Origin of the sequence: Shewanella sp. 10N.7, from assembly GCF_020806285.1 — a bacterium.
Lineage (GTDB): Bacteria > Pseudomonadota > Gammaproteobacteria > Enterobacterales > Shewanellaceae > Shewanella > Shewanella electrodiphila.
Genome location: NZ_JAJGZS010000041.1, coordinates 1 through 17,242, shown reverse-complemented (window position 1 = coordinate 17,242; position 17,242 = coordinate 1). Strand labels below are relative to the sequence as shown.

General features: G+C 40.4%; 15 protein-coding genes. 11 read left to right on the top strand and 4 right to left on the bottom strand.

Annotated elements, in window-relative coordinates; genetic code table 11:
• Positions 1-37 precede the first annotated feature (37 nt).
• From LMH66_RS19270 to LMH66_RS19260, 3 genes are read left to right on the top strand one after another with little or no spacing between them, the layout of a single operon-like run.
• Positions 38-1,246, top strand: a complete 1,209-nt coding sequence (locus LMH66_RS19270; protein ID WP_229372402.1) for a polysaccharide biosynthesis/export family protein — start codon at positions 38-40, stop codon at positions 1,244-1,246.
• A 10-nt stretch (positions 1,247-1,256) separates the two neighbouring features.
• Complete coding sequence (locus LMH66_RS19265) at positions 1,257-2,834, top strand: GumC family protein (RefSeq protein WP_229372400.1); 1,578 nt, start codon at positions 1,257-1,259, stop codon at positions 2,832-2,834.
• Positions 2,774-4,057: an O-antigen ligase domain-containing protein gene (locus tag LMH66_RS19260; RefSeq protein WP_229372398.1), complete on the top strand. Its 1,284-nt coding sequence runs from the start codon at positions 2,774-2,776 to the stop codon at positions 4,055-4,057. Before LMH66_RS19265 ends, LMH66_RS19260 begins: the two co-directional genes overlap by 61 nt.
• 203 nt (positions 4,058-4,260) lie before the next feature.
• On the opposite strand, the gene LMH66_RS19255 is transcribed toward LMH66_RS19260, so the two are convergent.
• The 3 genes from LMH66_RS19255 to LMH66_RS19245 form a co-directional block, all read right to left on the bottom strand.
• Complete coding sequence (locus tag LMH66_RS19255) at positions 4,261-4,917, bottom strand: nitroreductase family protein (RefSeq protein WP_229372396.1); 657 nt, start codon at positions 4,915-4,917, stop codon at positions 4,261-4,263.
• A gap of 156 nt (positions 4,918-5,073) precedes the next feature.
• Entirely contained in the window at positions 5,074-5,619 is a 546-nt protein-coding gene (locus tag LMH66_RS19250) for a thioredoxin family protein (RefSeq protein WP_229372394.1), read from the bottom strand.
• A gap of 292 nt (positions 5,620-5,911) precedes the next feature.
• Positions 5,912-6,241: a hypothetical protein gene (locus LMH66_RS19245; RefSeq protein WP_229372392.1), complete on the bottom strand. Its 330-nt coding sequence runs from the start codon at positions 6,239-6,241 to the stop codon at positions 5,912-5,914.
• 335 nt (positions 6,242-6,576) lie between these two features.
• Here LMH66_RS19245 and LMH66_RS19240 point away from each other — a divergent pair, with 335 nt between their 5' ends.
• From LMH66_RS19240 to LMH66_RS19215, 6 genes are all read left to right on the top strand, one after another.
• Positions 6,577-7,920, top strand: coding sequence for an oligosaccharide flippase family protein (locus LMH66_RS19240; RefSeq protein ID WP_229372390.1), 1,344 nt, complete (start codon positions 6,577-6,579; stop codon positions 7,918-7,920).
• A 10-nt stretch (positions 7,921-7,930) separates the two neighbouring features.
• Positions 7,931-8,989 carry a glycosyltransferase family 2 protein gene (locus LMH66_RS19235; RefSeq protein WP_229372388.1) on the top strand — a complete coding sequence of 353 codons (1,059 nt, stop codon included), beginning with the start codon at positions 7,931-7,933 and terminating at the stop codon, positions 8,987-8,989.
• A 229-nt stretch (positions 8,990-9,218) separates the two neighbouring features.
• A complete protein-coding gene (locus LMH66_RS19230) occupies positions 9,219-11,186 on the top strand; it encodes a WecB/TagA/CpsF family glycosyltransferase (protein ID WP_229372386.1) in 1,968 nt (655 codons plus the stop codon).
• Positions 11,187-11,194: 8 nt separating this feature from the next.
• Positions 11,195-12,589 (top strand): sugar phosphate nucleotidyltransferase, encoded by a 1,395-nt coding sequence (locus tag LMH66_RS19225; RefSeq protein WP_229372384.1) that lies wholly within the window; start codon positions 11,195-11,197, stop codon positions 12,587-12,589.
• 58 nt (positions 12,590-12,647) lie between these two features.
• Entirely contained in the window at positions 12,648-13,043 is a 396-nt protein-coding gene (gene tagD / locus LMH66_RS19220; RefSeq protein ID WP_229372382.1) for a glycerol-3-phosphate cytidylyltransferase, read from the top strand.
• A gap of 111 nt (positions 13,044-13,154) precedes the next feature.
• Entirely contained in the window at positions 13,155-14,432 is a 1,278-nt protein-coding gene (locus LMH66_RS19215) for a CDP-glycerol glycerophosphotransferase family protein (RefSeq protein WP_229372380.1), read from the top strand.
• Positions 14,433-14,792: 360 nt separating this feature from the next.
• Here LMH66_RS19215 and LMH66_RS19210 read toward each other — a convergent pair whose 3' ends face one another.
• Complete coding sequence (locus LMH66_RS19210; RefSeq protein ID WP_229372378.1) at positions 14,793-15,074, bottom strand: hypothetical protein; 282 nt, start codon at positions 15,072-15,074, stop codon at positions 14,793-14,795.
• A gap of 221 nt (positions 15,075-15,295) precedes the next feature.
• On the opposite strand from LMH66_RS19210, the gene LMH66_RS19205 reads away from it, so the two are divergent.
• Both LMH66_RS19205 and LMH66_RS19200 read left to right on the top strand, forming a co-directional pair.
• Entirely contained in the window at positions 15,296-16,186 is an 891-nt protein-coding gene (locus tag LMH66_RS19205) for a tyrosine-type recombinase/integrase (RefSeq protein WP_229372376.1), read from the top strand.
• Positions 16,183-17,242: IS91 family transposase (locus tag LMH66_RS19200; protein ID WP_229372374.1), on the top strand; the 1,060-nt coding region annotated here is incomplete at its 3' end. The genes LMH66_RS19205 and LMH66_RS19200, both read left to right, overlap by 4 nt.

Below are 17,242 nucleotides of genomic sequence, written 5' to 3'. Positions count from 1 at the left end.
TAAACCGTTCTAAACTCAACGTAAAGGGAATAACGCAATGAAAACGATTAATACATTAATTTCAGTCGCTATGATCGCAAGTTTAACCGCTTGCGTTACCCCTTCGCAGCCAACACAACAAGACGTTTGTGATTTAGAAAAGCAGTTAACAAGTTGTCATTATTTTGGTCAGCAAACGCCTTATAACAGAAAAGTCAGTGCGGTTACCTCAAACCACACAACCTTTCCTACGGCGCCGATATTTGGCAATAAAGCCATGGTAGTCGATACAGAACAAGCATTGTCATTATCTGTTGGTGATAAAGTTTCAATTAACATTTTGAACGGCGAAGAGTTCAGTAAAGATGTTGAAGTCGATGCCGATGGTAATATTTATCTACCCTACTTACCTGCCATTGCAGCAAAAGGGTTAACCCTTAAACAGTTAAACCAATTAATAAATGACTTATTGATAGATGAAAATTTAATGCTGGCACACGCGGTGCGCATCAGTATTTTACCTATCAGCTGGGCACCGATTGAAATCACCACTTCAGGTGCGGTATTTGAGCCCGGCCAGCATATGATCAATAAAAAACTACCAATAGAATTAAAAGATGACGGTAGCAACTATGCTGGTGATCAGGCGATAAAACGTAGTGTCGGCGCCGCAGTAAAATCTTCAGGGGGTGTTCGCCCTGATGCCGATATTTCAGCGATAAAAGTGATTCGTGATGGGCAGGTTTTCAATATGGATTTACGTGGTATGCTAACAGGTGAAAAAGTACCCAGTATGACATTAATGGCTGGGGATCATGTCCATGTTCCATCAACACATTCTTTTAATGATCAACTCGCTAGACCATCGCAATTGACAGCACCAGGGATTAGGGTATTTATGTCAAACTTAACGCAGCCTGCAAGCTCAAATAGCCAATCAGCGGTCGACCGTGAGGCAACTCGTTTCCCTTATGGTACCCGTTTATTGAATGGCGCCATTGCAGCAAACTGTGTCGGTGGTGCGCAATCAACCAATGCTAGCCGTTACGTCATATTAGTAACTAAAAACCCACTCTCTAACCAGATTGATATTGTTGAACGTTCTATTGATGGACTGATTCAAAGTGCATGGAATGATCAATCAAACCCAGTATTACTCCCTGGTGACGGGCTTGCATGTTATGACTCACGGGTGACCAATATGCGTGAAATTGCCAGAACAGTGACAGAGCTAGTGGTACCAACAACACTTATTGGATGGTTGTAAGGAGTGAGTAATGAGCCGGATTCATGATAAAAAAAAGACTCAGAACAGCACGGATAGCACACCTAGCAACCCGGCCATTGAGCAAGCTATTGCAGCAAGCGCAACTGATTCAGAACAATCAAAAGATAATGAGCATTACACTGCAGACGAAACCGTTGAGCAAACCAGTTTCTCTGAATTAGCCTATCTATACTGGATTAAGCGTGCAACGCTAGAAGGCAGTAAATTAACCCCAAAGCTGCGTAAGCGTCTATACCTTAAAACAGCGTTTGGATCTTTATTGATAATCTGGGTATTTGCAGCCATTTTTATCTACCTTGCGCCAACAAACTATGTCAGTAAATGGGTATTAATTCTGCCTGGGGCTGCAGCGGGCTCATCGCTGAGTTTAGACAGCTTAGGCCAGGCAAGTACATCAAGTATTTCACCTTATATGAGCTCAGCGATTGACCCTCGTGAGAACTATAAAGCGATTTCGATGAGTACCTTGCTGATGGAAAGTGCAGCCCATTACCTTGATCTACCCACATCGGCAATCAATAAACCTAAACTTAAGTTGCCAAGCCAAACAGGTTTGATGGAATACAGCGTAAAAGCAGCAACGCCAGAAGCAGCACAAGAGCGCGGCTGGGCAATGTATCGCTCATTACAAAATATCTTAACTGACTTACGCGCAGATGAAATCGGTTTACGTGAGGTTGGCATTAAAAGAGGCCTTAAAAGCTATTCAACTCGCGTAAAAGAAACCCAAAAGCAATTACTTGATTTTCAATCTGAACGCGGTTTAGTCACGCTAGATCAATTTAAAGAGTTGGCGATTACTATCGAGCGATTAAGGCACAGTAAAGTCACCATTTTAGCTGAACTTGAAGGCCTTAATGCCAGTTATATTTTGTATGAAAACCATTTAGGCATTACAGATGCCCAAGCTGCTATTTTATTAAAATTGAACAACGACAAACTATTCCAACAGTTAGTTGAAAAACATAATGCGGCAAACACCCAGTATATAGAAAATGCAGGTCGCTTAGGTACAAGGCATCCAGTGTTGGTGTCATTGCAAGCTGAGTTAGATAGTATTTTAAAAAGCATGAAACAACGGTTTAAAATCATTATCGGTTTTCAAGATGATGACTTACTTAACCTGTTAACCCTTAATGATGTCGATGGCCGCGCGGAAATGATGCAAGAATTCATCAGCATTGCATCAAACCGTAACGCGACACAGTCTGAAGTCGACTCATTAACCTCACAGATCAATACTTGGGAGCAACGTCTGCAGCACAGTAATGATGACGCAGCAAAACTTGCCGACTTACAACGAGAACATCAATTAGCCTCTGCTGTATTAACTTCTGCAATGGCCAAAATGGATGTGGGTAAATCGGATATTTATACCGCTTACCCAATGTTGCAATTATTATCAGCGCCCAGCTTGCCATCTTCTCCCGATAAGCTTGCCGTCATTCTTATTGCGTTCGGTGGATTGTGCGCCTCATTCATGTCACTAGTAGGATTATGCATTTTATGGATTCGCAAACCATTACTGCGGAAAATGTTGACGAAAAAATCATCTACAACTGCATAAGTTTTAGTTACTTATTTTGGTTGTTAGGTGCGTTATATGTCATTGCACCAGTGATTGCTTGGATTCTATTTTTACGCTTACTTTATAAAAAACTCGCCCGCCAGCCAGCGTCGCGCATTAGCATTAGCCATTATGTTTGGGTGTTGGGCATGTGGGTCATGTTAATCGCATTGGTAGTCGGCCATCTGCAATTTGGCCTTGGCACGGGCAAATTAATAAAATCATCTATCGGTTGGGCGAAAGGCTGGGCGTTATTGGCAATATTTCCACTTATTGGTTGTATGCCTATCAGACCTGAAATCATTTATCGCGCCAGTTGCCGCGTTTGTAAGCATACGGTAATTCTATTCCCTGTATTTGTAATGGCTTGGGCAGTTGGATTACCCAGCACGTTATATGTTTCGCCATTAAGTATTATTGGTGGCCCCGGTCCTGAGTTTTTCAGCGTGAGTTTATACGAAATCGACCCTGGTAGCGGTGTGCCCCGCTGGCGTTTATTCACTCCATGGGCGCCCGCTTTAGGCATGTTAGGTAATTTATATTTTATTTTTGCCTTGCAAGATAAAAATCGTAACTGGAAACGCTGGGGACTTGCTGGCAGTCTGCTCATGATTTTAATATCGCAATCACGCTTGGCTATTGCGTGCTATTTAGCCTTAATTGGTTTCTTCGCAACCTTACGTTTTGTTCGCTCTCCTTGGTTATACCTATTACTCGCTCCTGTCATGTTATTTGTTGGGGTCATCGGTGAATCATTGATAACAAAAATAGAGCAAAGTATTACAGCGGTAAAAGCAGCGCGAGCAGGTTCCACTCGTGTCAGGCAATCATTAGCAGATATCGCTGTTGAGAGATGGATGAACGAAGCCATCTATTTCGGACATGGGATTGTCGAACGTGGGCCTCATATGGTGGAATACATGCCAATTGGCTCTCATCACACTTGGTATGGGCTATTGTTTGTCAAAGGTGTAGTAGGCGCTATTGCATTAGCGATTCCAATGTTAATCACCTTTATTGCTTTGCTAGTAAGATTATTTACCAATCCATTGGCAAAAGTGGGTATGGCCATTTTAATGCTGCTAGGTTTATACACCTTTGGTGAGAACTTAGAAATTTTAGCTTATTTATTTTGGCCAGGTTTAATTGTACTGGGTATGGCTTTAAGGGCGGAAGAACCAGAAGATGTCTATAACAGAGCGCAAAACCTTGAAGAAACTTAAAAGCTTCAACCAATATAAAGTGAACACCGCTTGATACTCATCATTTATGATACTCATCATTTATAAGAGTCGCTTAGTTGGATGGATCAAATATTCACTTTTCATCATGAATATTTGATTTGACGAACAGCTAAAAGCAATCAACATCGAACACCTAACTAACTGAAAATATTAGCTAGGCTCGATTATCTATGCTGAGCAAATTATAGAATCGTTAATACCTGCTCTTTTGCTAAGCGTGATTTAGGTAACTTAGCATTGTAATCTTCTTCGCTGTGATGATAACCAATCGCCAGCGCCACCTCACATTCAAATCCACCGAGTTCTTCGGCAAATGTTTGATTAATCATTGCACTATCAACCCCTTCCATTGTGGTTGAGTCAATCCCTAAACGCGCCAATACATGTAACGTATTACCAAGCGCTAAATAGGTTTGCGATTTAGTCCAGGCGGCATTATTACCCTGCTCGTCAGTATTTAAGTCAACAAAAGCAAAACCACCAAATGCAGCCTCTCTATCTTCAGGCTTGGTACGATTATCTACAATACCTTTATCAACAACTTGTGCATAATCATCACGGGTATAGTGCGGGTTATGGGCAAACAAAATCACATGGGAACAAGCCTTGATATGAGGCTGATTAAACTGGAATTTATTAGCAAAAGTATCATGCATTCTTTGCTTTGCGGCATCACTTTCAATCACAATAAATTTCCAAGGCTGTGAGTTAATTGACGATGCAGACAAACGCATCGCTTCATATATCACTGCTAAATCATCTGCTGAAACGCGCTTGTTTGGATCGTAACGCTTTGCTGTGTAACGGCTACTTAAATCATTAATAATTGGATGGGTCATAATTTGCTCCGTGTCTATCTTATTGCTTCATAATTCGTTATTTATTTTAAGGCTTGGGTTTAAACGCTTTGATTTTAAAGGCTTTGAGTTTAAAGGCTTTGAGTTTAAAGGATTTGGGCTTTACCGCTCATAGCTTTAGAAATACCGGCTTGATAATTAACGCCATTTGATTGAACACCCCATGCTCGCGAACTGCTTATCAGGGCCTTTACCTGTATCTGCAATCATTCGCATCGCATTTAATAATTCTGGGATACGATGCTTGCTGTCAGCCATTTTTACATCGTCTAATCGACCTCGATATTGCAACTCACCTGCACTATTGAACCCAAAGAAATCAGGCGTACATACTGCATTGTATTGCTGGCCAACACGTTGATTTTCATCAACGAGATATGGAAATGTAAAACCATGTTCTTTGGCGAACTGTTTCATGTTTTCTGGAGAATCTGCAGGCACCGCTAAGTAATCGTTAGACATTACAGCTAATACGTTTATGCCTTGCGCCATTAAGTGCCTTGTATCTTCAGCAAGTTTAGCCCCTATTCGCTTAACATAAGGGCAGTGATTACAAATAAACATGACTAATAAGCCCTTTTCGCCTAAATGCTCACTCATGGTAAAAGACTCACCGAATGCATCTTTTAATGTGAACTCAGGTGCTTTCCAGCCAAAGTCACAAATTGGGGTATCTAACAACACTGCCTTCTCCTTAAAATCAGATTCATGTGGGATTGATATAAATATTAGATTGTTAATTAAATCCCTTAGCGTAATTTAAATAAGCACATACAATCTGTAATATGCAATTAGCTTACGACACTTAAATAAGTGCAATCAGCTGAGTGCAATCAGCTAAGTGCAATCAGCTAAGTGCATTCGAGCTTAGTACTCTTTTGAGTTAAACAAACTAAAACTAACCTGTTATCGGTGTCGATTAAACAGGTTAATGTTTGAAATACTTTCTCATTTCATTTGATAATCGAGCAGGTTTCTACCGCAATGCCATCTGAGAATGGATGTAATCGCACCATTCAATCGTGTCTCTTTCAGGGACTTCAATTTGACCTCTAACGCCAAGCTTAAACTCAATCACAGATTTCCATTCTTCAGATCCAATATCAGGTCCGTGCCCTTGCCCATCACCTGTTAGTAATTCCTGTTCAATTTGATTGAAAAATTGCTCATTACAGTGGTGTTCTTGTTTTATTGCTGTATCACTTTGCTCAACTTGTTTGCTAATACCCTCTTTTACTACTGAAGGTTCACTGCAAGCAGATAACAGTGCTGCGCTCACTATCACACCAATAACTAAAGTTTTCATATCACCTCAATGTCCATCTAACTTGCACTCAATTTAGCTTATCAAGCCCATATTGTTTCAACATTAATCCGCGCTATTGGGCTAGGCGCCACATCTTATACCAGCTTATAACGACACTTTTTTCGCACTCAAACCATCATGTTTGCATGTTGCAATCTGCAACCGTGCTCTCTCAAATTGCTAAAACAGAAATTAACCAGCATCCACAAATAACATAAAACCACTATAAAACAACAACTTAAAAACTGGCACGATAACTGTAATACCCAAGTATCGACGCAGTTTGTATTAAGTTTCAATCAGCAAATTGCAATTCATTAATAAGGGTAGCGGTTATGCAAAACATCACCAAGCTTCAAGTTGAACAGAAGCCATCGCTGAATCAAAAGCTATCGCTTAATGAGATGCTAAGTCATGGCATTCGTTCATTAGGTAAAAACCTTTTGTGGTTAGCGAGCGCACAGTTCAGTGGTCGAGTGGTGAGATTAGGCGCAAGTGTTATTACCGCACGTTTACTTACTCCTGAGATATTCGGTCAAGTTGCCATAGTGCTAACTTTGTTCGAACTAATCTGTACTCCAACAAGACGTATCACCTCAGCTGCGTTAATTCGTATGAATGATGCTGACTTTAGCGATAATTTAGCCAGCGCCAATACCATCAACTTTGCATCTTGTATTAGTGCATTCGTACTAATGAGCTTAATCAGCTTGCCGTTAGCTTATTACTATCAAGACAGCCAATTAATACTGCCTATTCTGTTTGTTGCCAGTAGTTACTTATTGCTTCCATTTGGCATGTTGTACGCCACGGTTAATTTACGTAATAACAATATGCGTAAAGTGGCAAGTGCAAACCTTTGGCAAACAGTCGGTGACGGCATATTAACCGCAGTATTAGCCCTAAGCGGGTTTGGTATTTGGGCAATCATAATCCCTAAAGTGGTCATGGTGTTTGTGTGGATTGTTATCCATAAAAAATCAACTCCGTTACCAGCTTTTACCCAGGCGGTTTCGTTAGTACGCATTAAATCATTACTCACCTTTAGTGTTCCAGTTAGCTTAAGCGACTTAATCAACACCTTAAGACAGAGTATTGATTATCTAGTCATTGGTTACTTCATGGGTGTTGAAGCATTAGGGGTTTACTTCTTTGCTTACAACGTGAGTTTAGGAGTGAGTTTAGGCTTAGTTCAAAGCTTCGGCACCGCTTTTTACTCTCACCTTTGCAGTAATAAAGATGAAGCAAACAGCCAAGCAACAATTCAATCCGCACAGCAAAAATATCGCAATAGCGTTATTGCGATTACAGCAATCGCTGCGCCAATCATCATCTTACAAACCAGCTTAGCGCCACTGTATGTTCCATTTGTCTACGGTGAGCAATGGTTAAGCACTGATGCTATCTCGGTTTTCGTTTACTTATGTTTAAGCGGCTTAGTTCGTCCAATGGCAGAGGCTGCGAGTCAGTCACTACTCGCTAATGGACATAGTCGTTTGAACTTCAATTTAAATATCGCCATCACCGCATTGCTAACTCTAGTAATCAGCATTGCAAGTCAGTTCGACTTAACCACAGTCGCATTGAGTGTGATGGTCACTTATTTAATCACTATGCCTTGGCTTTGCTGGTACAGCAGCCGCATCTCATTTAATCGATCAACTGTTAAACACAGTTAAGGAAAACATTATGACTCCAAGAATCTCTGTAGTAATGCCTGTATATAACGTTGAGAAGTTTGTTAAAGCGGCAATCGAGTCTGTACTAAGCCAGACATTTGATAACTTTGAATTATTGATTATTGATGATCGTGGTGATGACCGCAGCATTCAAATTTGTAAGCAGTTTATAGGCGATCCTCGTGTGCATATTATTCGTCATGCAAAGAACAAAGGATTAGCAGCTGCGCGAAATACAGGTATCCGTCATGCGTTAGGTGAGTTCATCGCTTTCATCGATTCTGACGACTTATGGCATTCTGAAAAACTAGCTCGCCATGTAGAGCACTTAGATAGCGACAGCCAAATTGGTTTAAGCTTTTCTCGCTCAAGCTTTATCGATTACGACGGTAAATTTATCGATTTTTATCAAATGCCTAAACTGAATGATATCGATGCAGCACACTTACTTTGTCGTAACCCTGTAGGTAATGGCAGTGCGCCAGTCATTCGCCGCACAACACTTAATGACATCCGTTATCAGTCAATGAGTACAGCTGAACGTTATAGCTGTTATTTCGATGAAACCTTCCGTCAATCAGAAGATATTGAATGTTGGTTACGTATTGCTGCTACGACATCGTGGAAAATTGAAGGTTTACCAGAGCCTTTAACCTATTACCGCTTAAACCATGGCGGCTTATCAGCTAATTTACTGAAGCAGTACGCATCATGGGAAAAGATGATTGAAAAAGCGCGTGATTTTGCCCCGACATTACTCGCACGTCATGAAAAAGCCGCTAGAGCGTACCAATTACGCTACCTTTCAAGACAAGCAATTCGTTTAGGTGATGGTAAAGCCGCTGTTGAATTAGTAAATAAAGCGATTGCAACATCACCAAGTATTTTACAGGCTGAAACAGGTCGTACAGTGACCACTTTAGTTGCTGCATATGCACAATGGATAATGCCAGCCTGGGGTTATATCGTAATCGAGGGAGTGGGACAAAAATGCATTAGTATCATACAAAAAATGCGTATATCCCGTGACGGTGTCACCAATGAGTTCATGCAAGATAATAAGTTTTAATCTACTTCATGATAAATAACTTATTAATAAAAACCTGTATTCACTATCCTAAAAATGACTTTGCAGTGTGGTTCGCATTCTGCAAAGTCAGTGTTTAACCTGAAAAACTCATTTTAAAAACCTTCAACAGAATCACATATAACCCCATAAAATCAGTTAATTAAAAACATTGGAACACTTCCTGCTATATCAAGGTATCTGATTAAAAAGCATTATTGTGAGGCTGCCGATGAAAACAACACACTTAGATAAAAACCAAGATAACCCACCTATCGCTATTTTAATATTTGATTGGGTCATCGCGCTATACATGATGATTATCGTCAGTCCAATTTTAGTGTTCAAAACTTTAATGCTAGCTTGTTCAAAACAGCCAGTATTTGAAACCCTTTACATTCACTCTGATAACAAAGAAGTGGCTATCTATCGTTTTTCTCATGGTCGGTTTAAATCATTACCTTTGTTTTACAGTGTTTTAAAAGGCGATATTGGTTTACTAGGCAGTGCGTTTGAGTACGCTGTGTTTGAATCAACCCAAGACAACAGCCGTCCAGGAATGTTATCGATTGAGCAAATGCAACGTCGAATGGGGATCCAACATATCAATTCAGGTTCACAAGCATCATCGGGTCTAATTCATTACATCATTAATATTCTTAAGTGTTTATTCAGCAAACTGGTCGTTGTCTCTACTCAGCTTAATTACCCCGCTCAATTTAATTTATTAGGGGTGAATATCGATAACAACACCATGAGCGAAAGTGTGGATTTACTTATTCGTTCTGCTCAATCAACAACCACAAAACAATTTGCCTTTGTAAATGCAGATTGCCTTAACCTTGCTGCAACTAATAAAAATTACCGCAATACCATAAATCAGTGTGACCAAGTTTTTGCAGATGGTAGCGGAATACGTATCGCCTGTCAGTTACATCATATTGGCCTTAAAGATAACGTTAACGGCACTGATATGTTACCGCTACTGTGTGAGCAAGCAGCTAAGCAAGGTATAAAAATATTCTTCTTAGGCGGTCAAAATGGCACAACTGATGAAGCGGCAGTCAACCTTCGCAAACAGTTCCCTACCCTTGAAGTGGTTGGTTGTCATCACGGTTATCTAAATAAAGCAAATGAACAACAAGTGATTGAGCAAATAAACCAGTCCGGAGCTCAGATTTTGCTAGTTGGTATGGGCGCACCAAAACAGGACCAATGGATTAGTGATCATAAAGCTGAGCTGAATACTGGCGTAGCTATTGGTGTCGGTGGATTGTTTGATTTCTTTGCTAATAACGTATCAAGAGCACCCGTTGCCCTAAGACAAGTGGGTATGGAGTGGATTTGGCGTTTAGGCCAAGAGCCAACACGAATGTGGAAGCGATATGTGATCGGTAATCCATTATTTCTTGCTCGTGTATTAAAGCAAAAACGTTCAAGTAATATGCCTGTGCACTTTGCGAATAAAAGCAGCGCGAATACAAGCAGCGCTAATTCAAACCACTCGGCTACAAGCAAACAGCCACAGCCAATGCTATCGGGGTTAGGCCAAACCAACACACAGAATAAACGTCGTTGGTATTTCTTTGGCATCAAATGTGGTCAATTTGCAAAACGCACATTTGATATTGTGGCCGCTAGCATTTTGCTAATCGTCTTAGCACCGTTATTCATGTTCACTGCGTTAAGTATCCGTATTGAGTCGAAAGGTGCGATCTTTTTTTCACAGGTACGAAGTGGCCGCAATAACCAACCTTTTACCATGTGGAAGTTTCGCTCAATGTATATTGATGCTGAAGAAAGACTAGAAAAAATCAAACAAAACAATGAAATGCAAGGTGGCGTCTTATTTAAAATGAAAAAAGACCCACGTATTACCACCATAGGTAAGCTCATCCGCAAAGCGTCTATTGATGAATTGCCACAGCTTTGGAACGTGTTAATTGGCGATATGTCATTAGTTGGCCCAAGACCTGCACTACCTAATGAAGTAAGCCAATATCAACTAAGTGACCGTCGCAGATTGGGAGTTAAACCTGGTATTACCTGCATTTGGCAAGTAAGCGGACGTTCAGATATTCCTTTTGATAAGCAAGTAGAACTAGATATTGATTACATCTACAAGCAATCACTAAGAGAAGATATCAGCTTGTTATTGAAAACCATTCCAGCAGTACTTTTGGCGCGTGGCGCCTACTAGGAGATGTTATGCAGGCTATCGTATTTGCAAACAGAAACGGAAATGAATTAACCCCTTTAGATCAACACTATTGTCCAGCTTTGTTACCAGTCGCTAATAAAGCCTTAGTGGAATATACCCTAGAGGATTTAGCTTCTGCTGGAGTGACTAATGTAAAAATGGTTATCAGCCACGATGCTATAAAAATTGAATCGAAAATAGGTAATGGTGAACAATGGGGCTTAAACATTGATTACTTTTTAAGTAAGCCAGAAGAACACGTTAACAGTGTGCTATCACGTATGAGTATTGATAAAACCGCACAAGCATTAGTTGTACGTGGTGATATGTTACGTAGTCCTTGTTTAGCGCGTTTCATTGAATTCTCACGCTTAATGCCATCAAAGTTTGTACATGCAAAAATGGCGCAGCGTAACCCTGCAATGATGATGCTACCTGCTGGCTGGAAGCATAACCAATTATTAAATTGGCCATTAGAAACGACCGAAGTTGATCATACAAACAGTGTGGCACAGGTACTTCATGGGGAGTGCTTTTATATTGATAGCCTAGCGGCGTATGTAGCCGCTTCAGATTATGTGATAAATAGTCAGGATTTTTGTGTTAAAGGCCGCACAATTAATACCAAACAGCCACAGAGTTGTCTAGTGGTTGAAGCTCAGTGTCAGCTACCTGATTTATCAGAAATCGATGTATTTGGCGCTATTGGCGAATACACCAAAGTATCCAGTAAGGCACAACTTTCTCAGGGCATTGTGGTAGGTGAATATTGTTTTATTGAAGATAGCCAAATCCAAAATAGCATTATCTTACCCAATACTTATGTCGGGCCTCAATTGAGTGTTGAAAACAAAATTATCTCACAAGATCTCATTATTGATCCGCAAACCAACAGTTGGAGTAAAGTTGAAGATCAAAGCTTAATAGCAAAGTCGACTCAAGAAGCCACTAACTACAACGGCATTTTTCAGCGTGCAGTATTAATGTTCCTATACATTTTATTATCGCCTTTGTTAATCAGCCTTTTCTTAGGTTCATTAATCCTAAAACCCAAAAAACCTATCGTATCTGAGACCGTAATTAATAACGAACAACAAGCCGTAAAGGCGCATAAATTCAATATTGATAGTCCTGGTTTTGCTTTATTACCGCAGATTTGGCTAGTGATTAAAGGCGACTTGAACCTGTTTGGCGCTTCAACTAAATATCAAAGTAAAGCTGATGATACAACGACCTATGGCGTATACGGCCCAGTACAACTTAACTTTGATGAATCAACCCCAATTGAAGAAGTGAAAATGGTTGAGATGGAGTTTGAGCAATCTAAAAAGCCATTGTATCTAGTGAACATGTTGAAAAAACAATTTGATAAGTCCAATCCCGCAATTGAAATGAAAAGCTAACATCTACTTATTGATATAAATCGACTCACATTTTTAGTCTCGATAAAGGAATAATATTATGAAAACCATTATCACCTACGGCACATTTGATTTATTTCACTTTGGTCACGTTAGACTACTTGAGCGCTTAAGTAAGATGTGCGACCAATTGATTGTGGGCGTATCAACTGATGAGTTTAATGCACTTAAAGGCAAAGCAGCTTTTTTTAGTTACGAGCAACGCAGTGAAATTATTAATGCCTGTAAATATGTATCTCGAGTAATACCTGAAAATAATTGGCAACAAAAAGCTCAGGATATTGAGCACTATGATGTTGATATATTTGCTATTGGCGATGACTGGAAAGGACAATTTGATCACCTAGCAAGTCAGTGTGAAGTGCTCTACCTAACCAGAACAGAAGACATCTCAACCACTGAAATTAAAAACAATTTAAGCACCACTATGAGCTAAGAATCATTGAGACTAGAAATATAATTGTGATTATCAAATATTCATCTTGGCTCAGCAAAAATAAATGCTATCTTTGTATTTAAAGGATTTTTATAGTCACGGAGAGATTATATGAGCCAATTCATTGTTAATTGTATTAGATATATCGTGACGCAATCTTTGTACTTTATTGGCGGTTTTTGCCCTCGCTCCCGCAAAGCGGTGATGGGATGCTATAAGAATAAATTTGCAGATAACAGTAAGTATTTATTCTTACATTGGCAGCAAGCATTAACCATAAGGGCTATTTGGATTAGTGGCGATAAAGTACTGGTAAACCAACTAGTTGAGCAAGGATATGAAGCGTATACAAGATGGAGCTTTAAAGGCATTTATCATGCTTTAACGGCTAAATATTATGTGTACAACAGTTACATTGGCGATATTAATCAATATTTCGCCAGGGGAGCAATAAAGATAAACCTTTGGCATGGCTCACCATTAAAAAGAATTGAATTTGATATCAATAATGGCCCACTTTTCAAGGTTTATCATCCACAAACACTGCACGATAAATTCATTTCAGCAGCGCAGTACCATCAACAAAAAGTTCGGCCTGATCATATGATTGCACCGAGTGATTTGGTTGCACGCTTATTTGCTGGTGCCTTTAGAATTAGCGAGCAACAAATGATATTAACAGGCAACCCTCGCACTGATTACTATCAAGCTTACAATCAAAGTAACAATCAAGCTAAAAAGAGTCAGCAAATTGCACCATTACCCGATCAGCAATCATTAATCGACGAATTGAAACTCATCAATAACGTCAAACAAGTGATACTCTACGCGCCCTCATGGCGAGATAGTTCAGCATTAACAACAGACTCATCAAACAAAGCAGCAAGCGCCAACCCTTACGTTAACGCTATCGACTTTACTGCATTGTCAGCCTCTTTAGTCGACAACAATCAATTACTGCTATTCAGGCTACACCCGAATGAAGCTCATCTGGCTAACGATATTCAACATTTTCCCAATATTATCAATATTTCAGACTGGCAAGACACCTACGAAATCATCAATGATGTAGATCTGTTAATCACTGACTACTCTTCTTTATATATTGATATGTTGCAAACCAAAGCGGATATTGTCTTTTTCCAGTTTGATCAACAAGCCTATCAATCCGATAGCCGACAATGTTACCCGTACGCAGATGATTTACCCATGGCAGGAGAAGTGTTCACAGAGTTTGCGCAGCTGAACCTTTACTTGAGTAATTTAAGCCAAAACACCAATATTAGTTCATTAACAAACAAAAAAAATAGAACTGAATTAGCTCAGCTCTATTGGCAATATCAACACAATGATTGCTTCAAACAATTGGATAAACTCGTCAGCGCATAACCTCACAGCATTACGGCAATAATAAAATACATCTCACTATTAATTAGTGAGAAAGTTAGACAACCAACATAGACAAGGGCTGTGGGTTGTGGCTGCGGGTCGATAGTCTTACTTTTACTGAATAGCTAACTTTTTTAAAATAAGGAACTGTTAGGTTTTGGTTAAAGTGACAAAAACTCTACTAGGCAGTATTCATGTTAACTAAGCCAGTTACTCCAATAGTGCTACAACACATATTTGGACAGAAATGAGTTTTAACGCCGTTTTAATCGGAAAGTTGCAGTTGGCTAACTGCAAGTGAAGTACAAACAAAAAACCAACTGTAATTTGTCCTAATTGAAAACCCTTGTTTTAAGTATTTTACTCTGACTCTATATTTGGTTTTATTAACAGTTTTAACAGTATTTTTTCGAAAGAATAAAAACATAAATACAAAACCGTAAATAATCCCATAATTATAGCCATCCACGTAAAACCAGTATCTGCAGCTGCATAAGGTAATCCTAAATCATAGTGACGTTGGATCGAGTTATCAATCAGATATTTGTTTATAAATATTGCTAATAATAAAAATACAAGCAATGAGCCTGTTGAGATTAATTTGTATTTTCTAAAAGTTGATTTGATATCATCCGCTGACATATACACTTCCTAATTGAATACTTATAACGCCTCGTTAAGAGGCTAATAATTGTTGGCTAAAATAAGCGACGCAGGAGCAAAGCCAACTGTTATTTGTCCTGTTAATTAGCTTGTTGAACGAAGCCGCTCTGCGGCAGAAAAGATAAAAGCTCACCTTTATTCTCCCATCTTAAATACTTACTAGACCCTGCCTACCTTGGCATTTATCTAGGAGTATTACGATGAACACACACGAGCAACAACGCTTTGATTTTCTTTATGAACAACATCTTACCAACTTAACCCTGCAAGGCAAGCGGCCTGCGACCATCGATGCCTACAGCCGAGCCGTTAGGCGTATTAGTGCGTATTTCGATGCTTGCCCTGATAACCTTTCAACGGATGATTTGAAGCGCTACTTTGTCAGTTTAATTGATTCACATTCATGGAGCACCGTGAAACTCGACCGTAATGGCTTACAGTTTTTCTACCGGCACGTGCTTAATCAACAGTGGGAGTGGCTTAATATTGTTAAGCCGCCGCAAGTCCATAGACTGCCCGACATTCTTACGCCCGCAGAAGTGTCTATCGTCATTAGTCTTACCCATAAACTACGATATCAAGTGTGTTTTCTCACCTTGTACAGTTTGGGGTTACGTCTCGGTGAGTCGATTTCACTGCAGGTTGGTGATATCGACTCACAAATGATGCAGGTACATATTCGTAACGCTAAAGGCGGTAAAGACAGGTTAGTTCCGCTGCCCAAACGGACCTTATTAGCACTGCGATATTACTGGCAAACGCATCGCCACCCACAACTGATTTTTCCTGGTAAAGATAGCCAGCCTGATTCATTGATAGATAAAGGCGGCATTCAGAAAGCTTTAAAACGGGTTATCCGTGAGTGCAATATCCATAAATCCATCAGCCCACATAATTTACGTCACAGCTACGCCACTCATTTGTTAGAACAAGGGCTAGATTTGCGCTCAGTGCAAAGTCTGCTCGGTCACAACAGCCTTAATACTACCGCCCGCTATACCCGCCTCACCACTATCACTCGCAAAAATACCACCCTATCCGTTAACCAGCTGACTGATAATTTGGTGCTCAAATGGGAGTGCGATTTATGATGTTCATTGAACTTTTACGCGACCACCTTGATGACTTTAATCAGGCTTATAATGGTCAAATGACATCATCCATGCGCCAAGCGATTTACGCCATGCTTAATTGTCGCAACAATACTGAGCGAACCAGCCATTGGGCATGCCGAAGCTGCACGCATACTGCTGATTTCCCGTTGTCATGTGGTCATCGCAGTTGCCCGCTATGCCAGCACAACACCACGACAGACTGGCTCAACAAACAGCAAGCTAAACTCCTGCCCGTGGAGTATTACATGGTGACGTTCACCTTGCCTTATGAGTTGCGAGTCACGGCTAAACATCAACCCGAGTTGATGTATCAAGCCATGTTCTCGGTGGCCGCCAGCGTGCTAAAAGACTTTGCTAAAAATTCAAAGCAACTGGTTGGTGAGATTGGTTTTACTGGCGTGCTGCATACCCATAACCGAAGGCGTGACTTGCACCCGCACATTCACTTCATCATTCCGGCAGGCAGTTTTGATAAGCACAAAAAGCAGTGGACAAAGAACAAGGGTAAATACCTGTTCAACGCCTTTAACCTGGCCAAAGTGTGGCGAGCACGATTGCTAGCGCAACTAACCGATAAGCTCAACATCAAGCTACCAACCGCAATCCCAAAAAAGTGGGTGGTTGACTGTCAACATGTGGGTAAAGGACTGCCAGCGCTCAAGTACCTGTCGCGATACCTTTATCGCGGCGTGTTACCCGATAAAAATATCGTCAGTAATATCGACGGACAAATCAGTTTTGAGTATCAAAATAGCCAAACCAACACCACTGAAATACGCACTTTACCCACTGTTGAGTTTCTATGGTTGGTACTGCAACATGTGCTGCCGAAAGGGTTACGGCGAGTCAGAGATTATGGATTACTCAGAGGCAGTGCTGCCAAGCTGCGGCAACGAATACGCTTGATGTTAGCCGTTGCTGGGACAGTGGTTGCGCCGCTCGAAAACACCACTAAAACTCAAGCCATACGACCTTGTCCTTGTTGCCGACAACCGATGATATTTATGGGTTGCTGGCAACGAAGGGATGAAA

Coding starts and splice junctions, on each gene's coding strand:
- LMH66_RS19270 (WP_229372402.1), top strand. CDS start 38: ATGAAAACGATTAATACATTAATTTCAGTCGCTATGATCGCAAGTTTA.
- LMH66_RS19265 (WP_229372400.1), top strand. CDS start 1,257: ATGAGCCGGATTCATGATAAAAAAAAGACTCAGAACAGCACGGATAGC.
- LMH66_RS19260 (WP_229372398.1), top strand. CDS start 2,774: ATGGATTCGCAAACCATTACTGCGGAAAATGTTGACGAAAAAATCATC.
- LMH66_RS19255 (WP_229372396.1), bottom strand. CDS start 4,917: ATGACCCATCCAATTATTAATGATTTAAGTAGCCGTTACACAGCAAAG.
- LMH66_RS19245 (WP_229372392.1), bottom strand. CDS start 6,241: ATGAAAACTTTAGTTATTGGTGTGATAGTGAGCGCAGCACTGTTATCT.
- LMH66_RS19240 (WP_229372390.1), top strand. CDS start 6,577: ATGCAAAACATCACCAAGCTTCAAGTTGAACAGAAGCCATCGCTGAAT.
- LMH66_RS19235 (WP_229372388.1), top strand. CDS start 7,931: ATGACTCCAAGAATCTCTGTAGTAATGCCTGTATATAACGTTGAGAAG.
- LMH66_RS19230 (WP_229372386.1), top strand. CDS start 9,219: ATGAAAACAACACACTTAGATAAAAACCAAGATAACCCACCTATCGCT.
- LMH66_RS19225 (WP_229372384.1), top strand. CDS start 11,195: ATGCAGGCTATCGTATTTGCAAACAGAAACGGAAATGAATTAACCCCT.
- tagD (WP_229372382.1), top strand. CDS start 12,648: ATGAAAACCATTATCACCTACGGCACATTTGATTTATTTCACTTTGGT.
- LMH66_RS19215 (WP_229372380.1), top strand. CDS start 13,155: ATGAGCCAATTCATTGTTAATTGTATTAGATATATCGTGACGCAATCT.
- LMH66_RS19210 (WP_229372378.1), bottom strand. CDS start 15,074: ATGTCAGCGGATGATATCAAATCAACTTTTAGAAAATACAAATTAATC.
- LMH66_RS19205 (WP_229372376.1), top strand. CDS start 15,296: ATGAACACACACGAGCAACAACGCTTTGATTTTCTTTATGAACAACAT.